We start from the raw sequence: 14,562 nt of genomic DNA, 5'->3' as shown, positions 1-14,562 counted from the left end.
TCACCCTTCATATATAAAGTTATTTTCCGCGGAAGCCAAGAACGGATGCTTCGAATCTTTATCCGAGAGAACAGGATGGTATACAGGCCAATCGATATTAAGATCCGGATCATTCCATGCAATACCACGATCATGCTCTGCCGAATAATAAGCATCGACCTTATAGATGACTTCGGTATCCGGCACTAACGTACAAAAACCATGTGCGAACCCTTTCGGAACGAGAAGTTGATGGTAATTGTCCGCGGACAAAATAAAACTTTGCCATTGTCCATAGGTAGGGGAGCCCACCCGTATATCAACAACAACGTCATAAATCGCTCCGCTTACAACACGGATCAATTTCGTTTGTCCCTTAGGGGACAACTGGTAATGAAGGCCTCTAATGATACCCGCCTCACGTGACATCGAGTGATTGTCCTGAATAAAACGATGAGCAATGCCACATTCTTGAAGGTTTTGATCATTAAAACTTTCCATAAAAAATCCCCGATGGTCCTGATGAACCACCGGTTCAATCCGTTTCACACCTTCGAGCTTTGTATCGGTAATTTTCATTTGCTGCCTCCGGTACGATAGTTTTGATCAAGCGTAAACCGCGACGTCGGTCTTATCGCTCCCTAATTATTTATATGCCTATTGCCAAGTTAGGTTATAGGCAACACACTCGGCATTGTAAAAAATCTCGATCGCAAATTTGCAAGATCGAGATTTCGATATAATTGATGATCTAACCTAGTTCGATTCTTATCTTCTCTTTCACTTCTTCCAACAGGTTCAGCACTTCCTCCAAACGGTCTCCTTTAACGATAATCTGACCAATTCGGTCCGTGCCAACCTTGAATTTATTTACCTTTTCGCCTATATGGTAATCAAATGATATCTGGATAATATTCTCATTATCATCATTCTCATTCTCAATTTCCGTTATATCCCCATCCTTATCAACGATAAGAAGTTCACACGCGCAGGGGGTTGAAGAATTCAAAGTGAAGCTAGGATCCATACGAAGAGCTGCCCTGACGATCTGCTCATAGTAATCGAATCCATAAAAAGTAGACACAAGTTCAGGTAAGCATGTTGCTCCTGCTCTGCCTCCTATTTCAAGGACATACACTTGCCCGTCTCTTAAAATAAAGTCTGCATTAATTGCACAATTATTTAATTTTAACGCGTCGATACTCTGTTTTAACTGTGAGAAAAGATCTTGCTCCACTTCTTTTGGTAAATTGTATGGGACATAATGACCGATGGGAACTCCAGTATCTCCATAAAAGACAAAGTCTCCGTGCGGCATAATGAACTGAATTTGGTTATCATAAACAAATGCCTGTGCACCAAACTCGGTTCCTTCAATAAACTCTTCAACAATAAAAAAATCCAGTTTCGTATCCTTTCTCACCGTTTCGTATGCGTAGTCCACATGGGCGATATCCGCCACCTTCACAATACCTTTACTCGCTCCACCGTCCACAGCTTTAAAGATGAGAGGTGGTGATAATACTTCGAAAGCGTTGTATGCTTCCTCTAAAGTTGTGACCTTTAGATACCGGGCTGTTCTTACGCCATGTTTCATAAAAGCCTGTTTCATCTTCCATTTATTTGAAGAGAGTTGAGCGGATTCATAACTTAATCCGCTCACTCCCAATTCATCCACTACTTTGCCAACCGACTTGACGGCCACATCCGTGCCCGTTGTACAGATTCCATGAATTCCTTCAAGACGGGCGATTTCAACTACCTTATCCATATCGGTTGTATCCTCATAATAAACCTTGTCAGCCTGGGCAAATCCCGGGTAGTTCCCATAGCGGCTCACAACAATGACGTACAACCCCATTCTTTTCGCAGTTTCGATTAATGGAAGCTGAGAGATTCCTGCACCTAGAACCAACAGTTTTCTCATGGCTTAAACTCCCTTATACGGGTTATGATCCGATCCATATCCTCTTCTGTGATATTCGGATGAATGGGAAGAGTTAGAATTCTTTTCCAGATGTCTGAGGATAACGGCACGATGGCTTTTAAATGCAGGTAGCTAGGATGCAGGTGACATGGATAGTAATGAACACCCGTCGCGATATTGTGTTCCTGCAAGTGGCCAATCATGCGATCTCTCGAGTTTTCTTTGCTGAATTTAACTTGGAACAAATGCCAGGAGCTATGAGCATACATTTGTTCCTGAGGAAGTTCCAGCCATTCCAAGTCATTTAATTCGGATTGGTAGTGAGCCGCTATTTCTTTTCGTCTTCCGTTCAATTGGTGCAGCTTTTTTAACTGAACGAGCCCGATTGCAGCCTGCATATCATTCATATGATATTTATACCCTACGTCATCAACGAAATACTGCCATGCATACACCTTTTCATGCGACGATCGTATCCACGTATCCCGGGAAATACCAACCCACCGCTTCTCACGCAGCTTACGATTCATCCACTCTGTATTGCAGGTGATCGCCCCGCCTTCACCACTCGTCAAATTTTTGACTGCGTGAAAACTGAAGCAGGTGATATCGCTGATGGAGCCAATCTTTTTGCCTTTATATTCCGCGCCGCACGCATGCGCAGCATCTTCCACTACCTTGATGCCTCTGGAATTCGCCAACTCATGGATCGTATCCATGTCGCAGGGATGCCCACCCATGTGAACGACGATAATTGCCTTCGTTTTATCCGTAATTTTCCGTTCGATATCTGCCGGAGAAATGTTCATCGTATCGGGTTCAATATCCGCAAAAACCGGCGTTGCTCCCACATAACTAACGGCATGGACAGTGGATATGAACGTAATGGAAGGAACGATCACCTCGTCTCCGGGCCCAATCCCCAAAATGTCCATGGCCAGATGGAGCGCAGCCGTACCGGAGTTAAGCGCAACCGCAAAACGACTGCCGACGTACTTGGCGAATTCTTGCTCAAACTGTTCCGTTTTGGGGCCAAGACCAAGCCATCCGGACCGTAAAACATCCGACACAGCGTCAATTTCCTCTTGACCTATACTCGGTTGAAGAACAGGTATCAGCTTATGGTCCAAGTGAACCTCCCCTTTCGTTATCCCTCGTTATTCCGACATTAGAATTTGTGAGCGCCATCGTTCGGCGCAAGCTTCCACTGAAAAATTCGCCCATGCTACTTGTTCGGCATGTTCACTAATACTCTGCCGCAGTTCCGGTTGCTCTATCAGTTGGACCATAGCTTCATACCAATCATCACTAGTACTGGAAACAATCAGACCGTTTTCCTTCCCGGTTACCCATTCTTCGTAAGCTGGAGAGGAAGTATAAATGCCCGCAATCCTACAGGCGGAATATTCGCGGAATTTATTGTTGCTTTTGCAATCATGCAGCAGCGTTCGTTCCAATGGCGCCAACCCGATATCCCAGTTTGACCGATAGAGACGCTTTAAAAAGTTTTTATAGTTCTCGTCATAGGATTCCGTAAAGACTTGAGGTTTCTCTTTGAGTTCATCAGGCGCATACCCGCAGAACTCAATTCTGAGTTTATCCCCGTATTTCCCAATGATTTTGTTCAGTGCTCCGATAACGGGTTCAAAAGCCACTTGTTTTTTTCCGCCTTCATACCCGATTAAGACTTTCCCTTCTTCTTTACGGTTCTTTTTCAAACCGGAAATAACAGAGAAATCAACGCTTCCCGGAAAATACACTATTTTCTGGGGACTAAAATGTGTATCAAGATGGTTGGCAAAAAAACTGGAAGCAACCTTTACGATTTGGGCGTTTTTCAGAAATTTAACATACGTCTTTCTTCGTGAAGAATCATGGTAATATCGTCCCATATCCGAACCCGGAGACATCGCGATAAAATGGTCGTCGATGACATACACCGTTTTTTTTCCCATCTCCCGGGCCATCTCTAGGAGCTTGTATGCTTCAGGCTGAACCGTTCGGAAGAAGAGCACGATATCCGCATCAGCTAGCCTTGATCTGTCCACCTCACTATCGGATCTGATGTCAAATTCGCAGACTCCCATCTTCTGCAGATAGCGAAGCGGCTGCTCAATGCCGATTTTATAGGAAGCGATTTTTTCCGATCCGATGATGAGGACGTTTATATCCCCTCTTTTCCCCATGTTCCCGCTCTCTCCCCCGATTTTACGTTTTGAATATGAATTTCTTCCAGTTATCGATGCAAGTCTGAAGTGCAAAATGCTGCCGAGCTGCCCTTTGCGCATTCTCCTTGATTCGTTGCCGCATCGCTGGATCTTCTATCATGGCCTTGATTCCCTCATACCAATGCTCCTCATTATGCTCAACTAGGTAGCCTGTTTCGCCCTGCTCGACCCAATGCATATAAACAGGAGACTTCGAGTATATGCCCGGAATACCGCAGGCAGCGTATTCGCGGAATTTCGTATTCGTTTTTCCCTTGTTAAATGAATTGTTGGCGAGAGGCGCAATTCCGATGTTCCAGTTGCTTTGATTTAGCTTCTTCATAAATTCCTTGTAATCCATCCCCCCACCTTTATAGTCAACGCTTGGATGTTCAGCCAGTGAAGGTGGAAGATAGCCGAAAAATTCCAATCTCACAAATCCCCCGTAGTAATCTAGAATTTTATTCAGAGCGGAAATGACGGGTACGAAATCTTCCTCTTTGTCTCCTCCTGCATAACCGATGACAACCTGTTCCTGATTCTTATCCGCCTTGCTGTGCTGATCCAGCCACTCAAAATCGATGCTGGCAGGAAAATAAATGACATGTCTATTGTATCGCTCATGAATATAGGTACCGAGATCAGGTGCATCAACTTTAATAATTTGCGTATTTTTCAAAAACTTAATAAACGTCTCTCTTCGGATCGGATCGTTATAATATTCCCCCACCGCAGTCGTCGGCTGAATCTCCAAGAAATTATCATCAATAACATATACCGTCCTTTTTTTCAGCTGATGAGCCAATTCCAATAAGGCATAGGCGGCGGGCTCAACATTACGAACAAATATGATCGTGTTCGCGGCAGCAATCATCTCATGGGTCACATCGGTTTCCAATTTCACATCAAATTCCAGATTCTCTTGTTTATTCAGCGCACGAAGGGGCTGGATAACGCCGATATCAAGCGAAGGTATAATGCCTGCCGCGATAACGAGAACATCCATCTTTGGCAGCTCCGACTCGATAATGGCCACAGCATTATGAGAGATTTTCTGGGCCTCCGCACGCCCTTGTGCAAAACCTTCCTCTTTTCCTCGCTGAAAACCATCAATACTCCCTATTTGATATGCGCTAAGACGAACAGGTTGGCGGTTTCCTTTTCTAACTCGCTTTCGAGGCCTCGTTTTTTTTCTTAAAGCCATCTTATCCTTCTCCTTTATAAGCTTCTTGATGACCGGCCTCCATACCCTCCGCATAACCAACGTTAAATCCTTCGTTATACGCTTTATCAAACCCCGCATCATAGGATTGGTTATATTCGACTGCATTTTGACCCGGAGCTATTCTTCCCGGTCCCCTCCTTCTCTTTCCTCCAAAAGCTCTATTTATCCCCTTACCTCTTAAAGATCTTCCACGGATACCTTTTCTTTTCAATCGCAACGATACACCGCCATTTTTTCTCCGTGCTTTCATCCATCTCACCCTCTGCCCTTTATTAAATGTTATCTGCCTTAATTACCGGAGGAGAAATGATCGGAGCTTCCTCCTCATATTTCTGAACCTCTTGCTCGTTCACTAGCAATGGCTCGTAAGAATCAAGGTGCCAAGCGGCAATTGCGAGCCGATTCATGAATCGGTGCAGTCTCTTCCCCTTGTACTGATAAACACTGCCATTCTTAAGTTTGATCAGCCTGCCTTCTTGCTCCCATGAATCGGATGAGAAATATACAGTCTTCATACGATGAATGGCGTCCTCCGCAGAAATACCATCCCCAAGCGTCCAGCAACGCAGATCAATCTGTGAAACTCGGACTGGCTGAATTCCGCTGGCACCAAGAATCGGATACCTGACCCCATTCTCTATCCAATACGTTTTCGTATTGACGCCTCTGACGAAGATACATGTCGGATACAAATCAATGGTACGAAGCTTCATGCCGCTGTTCATGTTTTGCTGCCACTTCAGTGACAACATATCATGGGGATCTCCCCATTTACTGGAGTAGAACGTAAGATTATTTGCATACACTTGCTCGAAATTGTCATTTAACGTCTTCATACTGACGCTGCCGTAATGATGAATAAACGTATCCTTTGCTATAACTAGCTGCATGCCAAGAAGGCGGGCACGCAGCCCATAATCGTCGTCTTCACAGTTTCCAATCTCAAAACCTTCGTCAAAAAAACCCAATCGGTTAAAGTCAACTCGCCGAATCAACATGCAAAAACCTGTCAATCGTTCTGTCACGATCCAGCTGTGCGTATTAGATTGATTGTATGACTTGGAGAATTGCTGCATCTCCGCTATATCTTGATAGCTCACATGAATCAGTTGATCCCCACTGATATAATTTGTCACCGGTCCGACAATTCCGAACCGTGAGTCGCTTTGCAAACAGTTGAGCAAATTCGAGAGCCAGTTAGTCGTTACAACGGAGTCATTATTTAAGATCATCAACGTTGTTCCTTTTGCCATCATAAGCCCCTGGTTTACAGCCCCTGCAAATCCTAAATTTCCTTCATTGATTCGAAAGCGGAGCCCTTGGGAAGATTTGAGGAATTCTGCAGTTCCGTCATCGGATGCATTATCAATAATAATGAGTTCATACGGCGTGTCGGTATATTGAACAATGCTTTCAATGCATTCTTTTAAATAAGGAAGCTGATTATAGGTCGGTATAATGATACTTGTGCCTTCAAAAACATTACTGAATTGAGATATTCCCTTGTGCCGCCCCCCACCGTATCCATCCCTGTAGCCGGAATGGAAGCCTTTATTAAATCCGTCGTTGTAACCGTCTGTTTTATGTTTGCTAATCTGGCTCATAAGGTTGATTCTCCACTCGCCAAGGAATCAGCCAAATGTCCGAAATCAATAGCGACTTTCCCGAGTTCGGAAGCAATACGCTCTGTAATGATGACAGCCGGAATACCGGCTCCCACAAGTGCGATGTCGAATTGACACTCTCGAATTTCATCCATTGTTCTGGGAATATCGTACATACCTTCAACAGTATCAACCGTGCCAGTCACCTTGATTCCGCGATCTGACAGCACCCGTGAAAGACCCGGAGCCGAATTTCCTACAACGAGAACTCGACGTCCTGCAAGGATCCCATGTAATAAACCTTCCAAATGAATAGCATAGTTGACTGTCGATAGAGTTAGCTGTAACTTTCGATAATCGATGCCATGAGCTCTAAAAACGGAAAAGGCTAGGGGTTGAAAGTTTGACATTCTTAATTTGGGAATGCCAACGATATCTGCATTTCTTACGGAAGCTGCCAGCATATCTCTTGCCTTTAGATCAGGTAAACAAACGCCGGCATAGCTTAAAAAATGTCCTTCTTTTCGTACTTCTTCCTCGTTCAAAACCATTTCTTGCGCAAGCGTAAGCAGTTCCCCATCCCCTAAACGGATTACGGACAGCGGGGAGCTTGAAGCTAAAGCTTCTTTAATCCTTCCCGCAACTTCTGCCGCGCTCATCAGACGATAATACTGAGAACTTAGTTGCTTCATACCTTCTTCAATAATCTGCCGAACCGAAATTTCGGGAAGAATCTCCAGCTCTGAGAGTATTGAGTCCACGATTCGTTCTCCTCCATCATATAATCCCTTCGTGTACTCCTCTCCCGAACTTGGCATGGCCTTCGTTTCGGGTACCGAATGCCGCGACTTCATCATGGCCTCGTCATAGCCGGCATCAAAGCCTTCATTAAACGAGGTTGCCGCCTGCGCAAGCAATTTCTGGTTGCACTCGCTTTGTGCATTAACTTTTGTTCTCTGAAGATTAAACTTCCGCCTATCACGTCTCTTTACAACTCTTTTTCTTTTTTTTTCTAATTGCTGCCGTATGATGATCACCCCGTCTTACGCACAATATATTCTTTAGAACTTATTAGGAAACGGGTATAACAATCCATTTTGGCCTGACAACTATGGGAAAATAATACGAAGCATCGATCTCAAGCGTTTATAGTAGGTATGATCCTTTCTTGTTCTTATCAAGCCGTTTAATGCAATTCGCTGTCTCTCCTCTTCATGACGCAAATAATAGTCGATTTTATCCATCAATTCACCATAGGAACCGTAGATTTCGATCTCCGTTCCGGGGGAGTATAACTGATCCATATCATGGCGACTATCCGATAACTGAAGCGTGCTGCAGCTGGATATTTCAAACGTGCGAGGATTGACGGAAAGCGCCTTTAATTTCCTGCTGTTGGCGTTGATTGTATCGTCATCGGATGAACGGTGATGGTTGATCACAATCTTGGCTCCATTGTAGTAAGTTGCCGTGTCCTCCGGCGTCATCCAATCGCCGAGCCTAATCTTGTCGGACAACTGGTCGTATTGCTTCATCCGGTCCCACCACCATCCGGAAATGACGACTCTTTTATTTTTCAATACTGGGGCCAGATGATCCATTAACTCCACTCTGTTCCAATAAGCCGTTCCGATAAAACAGATATCAGTCTGATATGAGGTTGGCACATGCTTCGGATAAAATACGTTCGGATTGACTGCAAAAGGCAAGTGATACACATGTTGGCAACCTAAATCACGATAAAATGATACGCAGTTGGATTCAAGCGTAAAAATATAATCGTAACGGGGAGCGATCGAAACCGTCCAGTCCGTATAGTACGGGTCATCAGTAAACCAAATTGCTGTTTTAAATCCGCTATCCCCCAGCGCTTTGAGCGTATCGGCTTCCAAAACAACCCCATTTAAAGCAAGTACTAGATCCGGCTGGAATTTCTTAGCCAGAAGAACGATATCTTCTGAAGGGTTGGCAACCAAGAGACTTCGAACCAGTACCTTTAAAGTGTCAGTTACCGCTTGATCTAGCGCAGGATATGGAACGCCAATGCCTGTAGTGACATAGAGAATTCGGAGATCCCGGATCGGCTCCTCTTCCTTGGGTAAAGATTGTATTACTGCATCGGAAAAACCAATCCGGTACCCCTCTCTCCGCCCCTCTGTAAAACCGTTTCTGTATCCTTCCATGTGAGCCGATTGTTCCTCTCCCTGAAGCAGCAAATGATCATTCATTATTCTCATGCAGTCATGCCTCCGGACTTATTCATTCCAAATATTGAGTTCTCTACAGCCGGCCACTGGCTTGGTACAAGGACTGGAAGGTTCCGGCATCCGTCCACCATCCGTCTAATATGTCATAGGTAAGCTGCCCCTTAGATGCATACACATTATTTACGTCGGTAATTTCCAATTCGCCTCGTGCCGATGGTTTAATGGTTCGGATCGTTTCAAACACAGTCGAATCATACATATAAATACCAGTTACGCAATAATCGGATTTAGGCTCCTCCGGCTTCTCTTCGATCATGATGATGTTATCTTTCTCCAAGACTGGAACTCCGTATCTCTTCGGATCATGAACTTTCTTCAGAAGTACGCGCGCTCCAACGGCCTGTTGTTTAAAAGCTTGCACAAATGTCGTTAGATGATCCTCGAACAGATTATCACCGAGAAGCACAACGAACTTTTCGCCCGGTGTTACGAACGGCTCGGCAAGGAATAATGCTTGGGCAATCCCTCCGGCTTCTTCCTGGACTTTAAATGTGACGCTTACTCCCCATTCTTTTCCGCTACCGATCAGGTCTATATATAGACCTGCCGATTGCTTGCCAATCACGATAAGAATTTCCTCAATGCCTGCTTTTTTGAATTTCTCTATCCCGTGACATATCATCGGAATTTTCCCGACAGGCAGCAGATGTTTATTTACGACTTTTGTTAGTGGATAAAGCCGGGTACCCGTACCTCCTGCCAGAATGACGCCTTTCATATAATCCTTCCTTTCGAAAAATAGATGATTATACATAGATCGTCGGATCGACGCCCCATTTATCCATAAATTTTTGTCTATTTTGATCTATAAGAAGCTTCACCTTACTCATATCCTGCTTGGCAAAGCTGGCGCTCCCATGATGAAAAATAAAAACATCCCCTGCTATCCTGAACGTATATCCCGCATTCCTGGCCCGGTAACAATAATCATCGTCTTCAAAATGCCCCGGAGAATAACGTTCGTCCAGCAATCCGATGCGGTCCATTAACTCCCGTTTAAACAGGAAGCACAGACCGACGATTCGATCCACCTGAAGCCATTTTTTTGCATCCGGCTCATTCAGCTGGTTCGACATCTCCTCCAAACTGGTATAAGGCATATCGATCTGTTGTTTGCCGCTTGCATAGTTGGTAAGCGGTCCGACAATGCCGATATTTGGTTCACTGTTCAAACAATTCAACATATTCTGCAACCAGTTGCGGGTAACGATGACATCATTATTCAGTAGAAGCAACGTATCGCCGGTTGCAATTTTCAAACCCTTGTTGCATGCGACTGGAAAGCCAATGTTATTTGCCAATGAAATGAAGGTAATCCCCTCCTGACGGCAGATATCAACGGTACCGTCGGAGGAACCATTATCAACAACAATGATCTCGTAAGGCTCATTCGTATGGCGTTTAATCGAATAAATGCAATCCTTTAGCAGATCCTTGCCATTGAAAGTCGGAATAATGATGCTTGTTTTTTTCATAGCTTCCACCTTCTAAACCTTGGTTAGCTGCCTTTGTCTAATCTGATCCGTAAAAGATAGCCGTGATCCTTTTAAATCAAATGCCGTTTTTAGAGCTTCAATATGGTCTCCAATGATCAAATCAGAAACCGCATTTTGTAGTCCGACATTTCGAGCCCGGAGCCGATTTTTTGTAATAACGTCTACACTGGCCGGTGCGTTTATTTTTAAACCCTTTTCAAGGGCGATGACTTGCGCTTTCGGTGGGATGGATAAATTGGCGTACCCGATGATCTGCGCAGCTTCCTTCCTCATCGCGTGAGGCACCGCGGTAAGCGAATTGGCTTCGAGATCCGCTCTGCCCATGGATCGATTAATAAACTCCTTAACGGTTGTTACGTAATCTCTTTCGGAAAACATTCCGATCAATGGAGATATATCATTTAAGGCAATATCACTACCCTGTTCAATGGCATCGATGAAAGGTACAAGATGCTCAGCTAATATCGGAAGGTCTCCATCAAGGAACAGCAGAATTTCAGAATCGGCTAACTTTGCCCCGACTGCTCTGCCTACATCGTGGCCCAAGGCTTGTTTGTAGTGCACAATGATGGCTTTCGATTGGTTCCGAATCATTTCGAAGCTTTCATCGGTTGATCCGTTCACCACAAATATGATCTCATGAAGCGGCAGCCGATGAAGCTGTTCAAGCAGTTTTAAAATCGTATCTTTCTCGTTCATCACCACGACGATCGCCGCTACCCTTTTATCCGTTGGAAGGAGTACGGCATTCCCAAGGTATATTCCAGAATGCTTGCTATGTCCTTCCAGAAATTTAGCCGCCGCCGCGTGGTAAACAGTCAATGGCAGTGGTTTGACTGAATGGTACCAGCGGTTCCAGCTCTCATTCACTCTGATATGGGGTGGTGTATCCGTCGTTATGGAAACTTCATGGGCTGCTTGTTGATAACCGGCAGCATAAGCCTTCTCTTTCCAGGAGTCGACCATCCCGTTTGGAGTCTGACGATTCTTGAAAATATGAGCCCCCACTTGACGGGCGCTGCGTTTTTTTCTTGTTCTTGTTCTTTTACTTACTCGCTTCATTGCTCTTCTAAAAGAATGTGAGGCAGGTATCATTACTCGTCTCTGTTTTCTTCGCACCATCCCATCACCACACGCTTTCTCTGTTTCGTGTGAGATCTGACCGATTTCCCCGCATGCCGGATTTGGAGATTAACCAATCTACCGCCTCCAAATGATCCCCAACGATGAGGGTTTCAAGGGGGTCATTCCCTTTAGTCCTTCCCCTTCTGGGATTTCTTCTCCCTACATCCACGTAATGGACCCCTCGTACCTTCAAGCCGTTATAAATAGCCATGGCTTGAGCTTTCGGGGGAACAGCCAAATTATCGATGCCAATCAAATTTATTGCTTTGCGACTCATTGCATGTGGAATTGTTGTTAAAGAAGCTCCTTTCAATTCGGGATTAGAAACCAAAATGTTTAATGCGTGCTTGGCGAGGATCACGCTGTGAACGTGATGCTTATCGGTCGGACCCAAATACTTGTTCAAGGCCACGTCTACACCGTCTTCCACAGCTTTCGTTAAAGGAATCAAATCACTTGCTTTAATGACTATGTCTGCATCGGTAAACAGCAAAATGTCTCCTCTAGCCGCTGCAGCGCCGATACTTCGTCCCACATCATGACCGAGCGGAAAGGGCATATGAATCACCCTCGCTCCAATGGTTTGAGCAATTTCTGCCGTACCGTCCGTTGAACCATTGGCAACAACGATAACCTCGGTGTCGGGGTGCACTTGATCGGCTTGCCGAATGACGGCCGCAATGGTCTTCGATTCGTTCATGGCAGGAATGATGACAGATACCTTCGGAAGCTCCGCATTGTGGATTGGGGACAGGGATCTTCTCCTCTTTTTTCTGTTAACGGGACTCGCAGGAATTCGTTTCGACATGCTTCTCACCTGCCAAGTTTAAATTAAGAAGACTTCCTCCTCATCTTATGTATAGGTTTTTTTACTGTAACGGCATTCGTACCTGATAGCGAAATAAAATAGGGCAAATCTATGGACCAATAAACATACCAACTCTATTTGCTTCGAATACACTAAGGCATCACTAAGAAAGGAAGTGAAGACCTATCAGAACATTCAGATCCACTTTATTAGGAAGAAACGAAGTTCCGCCCGTCAGAACGAGAGCCACAGGTGATATCGTTCTTCAGCTCAACAACGCGGGTACTCAGCTAAGATTCAGGCTTGTCATCCGTAATATCAGCCGCGTGACGCAAGCACATATCCATCTTGGAAGAGTGGGGCAGAACGGTCCTATTGTCGCCTTCTTGTTTGGTCCTTCAAAATTCGGCATTTCCGTAAGACGCGGGGTCGTTCAGGGTGTCCTGACGAGCCAGGACTTGGTTGGTCCTCTGCAAGGCAGAACAATTCGAGACCTGATCCGTGAATTCGAGCGTGGCAATGCCTATGTGAATGTTCACACGATCCAAAATCCGAATGGTGAAATTCGGGGCCAGGTTCGGCGATAGAAGCACATCACCATATGGAATAACAACCTTCATTTATTAGCCTAAAGTTAGAGCGCCATTGGTTCTCAATGATAAATTCGCATGGATATCAGAAATTTACGGGCTTCGGTCCGGCATACTGTTAAATTCGAACTTTAACAGTGTAGAACTTTGCTTGTTCTCAACCCATGTGTTGGAAACAAGCACTTTTTTTGCACTGATATTTACCACGTGCATTATTGTTCGAGAACGATCCACGTCTTGGCAATGGAACATAGCTTTTAACCTATCTGTTCTTTCAACCTCTCAAAAATGTGCATTTTATCTCATCCATCTGCCTTTACATTACTCTCTCCCATTGCATTAACTGTTACTAGATTAAGAATACAAAATCTTAATTAATTCTATAAAAGGAGGTAGAAGTGATGGCCATTATTTCAGTCTTCCCTTCACCTACAGGGACGCCAATTGCAACTGCTGTAGCTTCAGCTGTCGCTGGTGATGTCGTATTGGTTAATAATGGAACGTATCCAGAGCCGGCGGTGACTGTAGCGACTTCCAACGTAAAAGTTATAGCTAAAAATGAAGGTGCCGCGATACGCCAAGGACTCAACGCTGCGGCAAGTGCGTTCATTGTCACGGCAGCTACGGGGGTTGAAATTAACGGATTCTCCATTCAAAACTACACGGCCGATGCGATTGATGTTACTACTGGTACAAATCACCGCATTATTGGCAACACCATTAACAACACGCTTGGTATTGGCATTGATTTAGCTGCCGGCACCGGACATGTAGCCTGGAGAAACAGTATTCAAGACGCAGGCGGCGCTGCAGGAATCAACGTAGTAAGCACCGATAGCTGGATCGTACAGAATGTATCATTCAGCAATACAAGTGTGGGTATTTTGTTGGCCGGCGCCAATAATGCGGCTATAGGTAATACTGTGTCTGAAAACGGCACAATCGGCATCTCGAGCACCACAGCGAACAATCTGTTATTCGGCAACACGGTCTCGCTAAACGGAACAAGCGGAATCACTGTTGCTGCAGCAAACAACGTGCTGATACGCAATAATATAGAAAACAATACAGGGAACGGCGTTTCGATCACAACCGGGGATAATGGATATCTTGGAGCCAATGATTCCAATGAAAACACTCAAACCGGTATCGCCGTTGCCACGGATTTTAACAGCGTGGAATTCAACGAGATGAAGCTCAATCAGAATTTTGGACTCGTCATTTCAGGCGATGAAAACACCGCATTCGGAAATCGGTTCACCGGTAACACGCCGACTCAAATCTCCATTACAGGTACGGATAATAACTTGTTCTAAATTCCTTGTTTCATGCAT

General features: G+C 44.8%; 15 protein-coding genes. 2 read left to right on the top strand and 13 right to left on the bottom strand.

The annotated features are described in order from the left end of the window. The 13 genes from rfbC to AM231_RS02565 form a co-directional block, all read right to left on the bottom strand. Entirely contained in the window at positions 1 to 558 is a 558-nt protein-coding gene (rfbC, locus tag AM231_RS02625; protein ID WP_053489442.1) for a dTDP-4-dehydrorhamnose 3,5-epimerase, read from the bottom strand. Between the two features lie 172 nt (positions 559 to 730). Next, on the bottom strand, positions 731 to 1,750 hold the full coding sequence (locus AM231_RS02620; RefSeq protein ID WP_242615059.1) for an ATP-grasp domain-containing protein: 1,020 nt from the start codon (positions 1,748 to 1,750) through the stop codon (positions 731 to 733). Positions 1,751 to 1,902: 152 nt separating this feature from the next. Next, a complete protein-coding gene (locus AM231_RS02615; protein ID WP_054401238.1) occupies positions 1,903 to 3,036 on the bottom strand; it encodes a DegT/DnrJ/EryC1/StrS family aminotransferase in 1,134 nt (377 codons plus the stop codon). 27 nt (positions 3,037 to 3,063) lie between these two features. Continuing rightward, positions 3,064 to 4,092 carry a glycosyltransferase family protein gene (locus AM231_RS02610; RefSeq protein WP_054401237.1) on the bottom strand — a complete coding sequence of 343 codons (1,029 nt, stop codon included), beginning with the start codon at positions 4,090 to 4,092 and terminating at the stop codon, positions 3,064 to 3,066. 22 nt (positions 4,093 to 4,114) lie between these two features. Then, the gene (locus AM231_RS02605) at positions 4,115 to 5,317 is read right to left on the bottom strand and encodes a glycosyltransferase (RefSeq protein ID WP_054401236.1); all 1,203 of its coding nucleotides are present in this window, start codon (positions 5,315 to 5,317) and stop codon (positions 4,115 to 4,117) included. Position 5,318: 1 nt separating this feature from the next. Continuing rightward, positions 5,319 to 5,549, bottom strand: a complete 231-nt coding sequence (locus AM231_RS02600; protein WP_131724715.1) for a hypothetical protein — start codon at positions 5,547 to 5,549, stop codon at positions 5,319 to 5,321. A 61-nt stretch (positions 5,550 to 5,610) separates the two neighbouring features. Further along, on the bottom strand, positions 5,611 to 6,942 hold the full coding sequence (locus AM231_RS02595) for a glycosyltransferase family 2 protein (RefSeq protein WP_054401234.1): 1,332 nt from the start codon (positions 6,940 to 6,942) through the stop codon (positions 5,611 to 5,613). After that, complete coding sequence (locus AM231_RS02590; protein WP_054401233.1) at positions 6,939 to 7,859, bottom strand: GT-D fold domain-containing protein; 921 nt, start codon at positions 7,857 to 7,859, stop codon at positions 6,939 to 6,941. Before AM231_RS02590 ends, AM231_RS02595 begins: the two co-directional genes overlap by 4 nt. Before the next feature lie 192 nt (positions 7,860 to 8,051). Beyond that, the gene (locus AM231_RS02585) at positions 8,052 to 9,179 is read right to left on the bottom strand and encodes a CgeB family protein (protein WP_082341533.1); all 1,128 of its coding nucleotides are present in this window, start codon (positions 9,177 to 9,179) and stop codon (positions 8,052 to 8,054) included. Positions 9,180 to 9,222: 43 nt separating this feature from the next. Further along, positions 9,223 to 9,927 (bottom strand): sugar phosphate nucleotidyltransferase, encoded by a 705-nt coding sequence (locus AM231_RS02580; protein WP_053489450.1) that lies wholly within the window; start codon positions 9,925 to 9,927, stop codon positions 9,223 to 9,225. A 28-nt stretch (positions 9,928 to 9,955) separates the two neighbouring features. Next, positions 9,956 to 10,684, bottom strand: coding sequence for a glycosyltransferase family 2 protein (locus AM231_RS02575; protein ID WP_054401232.1), 729 nt, complete (start codon positions 10,682 to 10,684; stop codon positions 9,956 to 9,958). Positions 10,685 to 10,696: 12 nt separating this feature from the next. Then, positions 10,697 to 11,767 (bottom strand): glycosyltransferase family 2 protein, encoded by a 1,071-nt coding sequence (locus tag AM231_RS02570; protein WP_054401231.1) that lies wholly within the window; start codon positions 11,765 to 11,767, stop codon positions 10,697 to 10,699. A 64-nt stretch (positions 11,768 to 11,831) separates the two neighbouring features. Continuing rightward, positions 11,832 to 12,638: a glycosyltransferase family 2 protein gene (locus tag AM231_RS02565; RefSeq protein WP_053489453.1), complete on the bottom strand. Its 807-nt coding sequence runs from the start codon at positions 12,636 to 12,638 to the stop codon at positions 11,832 to 11,834. A gap of 185 nt (positions 12,639 to 12,823) precedes the next feature. Here AM231_RS02565 and AM231_RS02560 point away from each other — a divergent pair, with 185 nt between their 5' ends. Together AM231_RS02560 and AM231_RS02555 are read left to right on the top strand one after the other, a co-directional pair. Next, on the top strand, positions 12,824 to 13,225 hold the full coding sequence (locus tag AM231_RS02560; RefSeq protein ID WP_054401230.1) for a CHRD domain-containing protein: 402 nt from the start codon (positions 12,824 to 12,826) through the stop codon (positions 13,223 to 13,225). A 404-nt stretch (positions 13,226 to 13,629) separates the two neighbouring features. Then, on the top strand, positions 13,630 to 14,544 hold the full coding sequence (locus AM231_RS02555) for a right-handed parallel beta-helix repeat-containing protein (RefSeq protein WP_054401229.1): 915 nt from the start codon (positions 13,630 to 13,632) through the stop codon (positions 14,542 to 14,544). Positions 14,545 to 14,562 lie beyond the last annotated feature (18 nt).

This window comes from Paenibacillus solani (assembly GCF_001277345.1).
Lineage (GTDB): Bacteria > Bacillota > Bacilli > Paenibacillales > Paenibacillaceae > Paenibacillus_AQ > Paenibacillus_AQ solani.
Note: the sequence above shows the minus strand (reverse complement) of the source record. Positions and strands in the feature narration are given on the sequence as shown.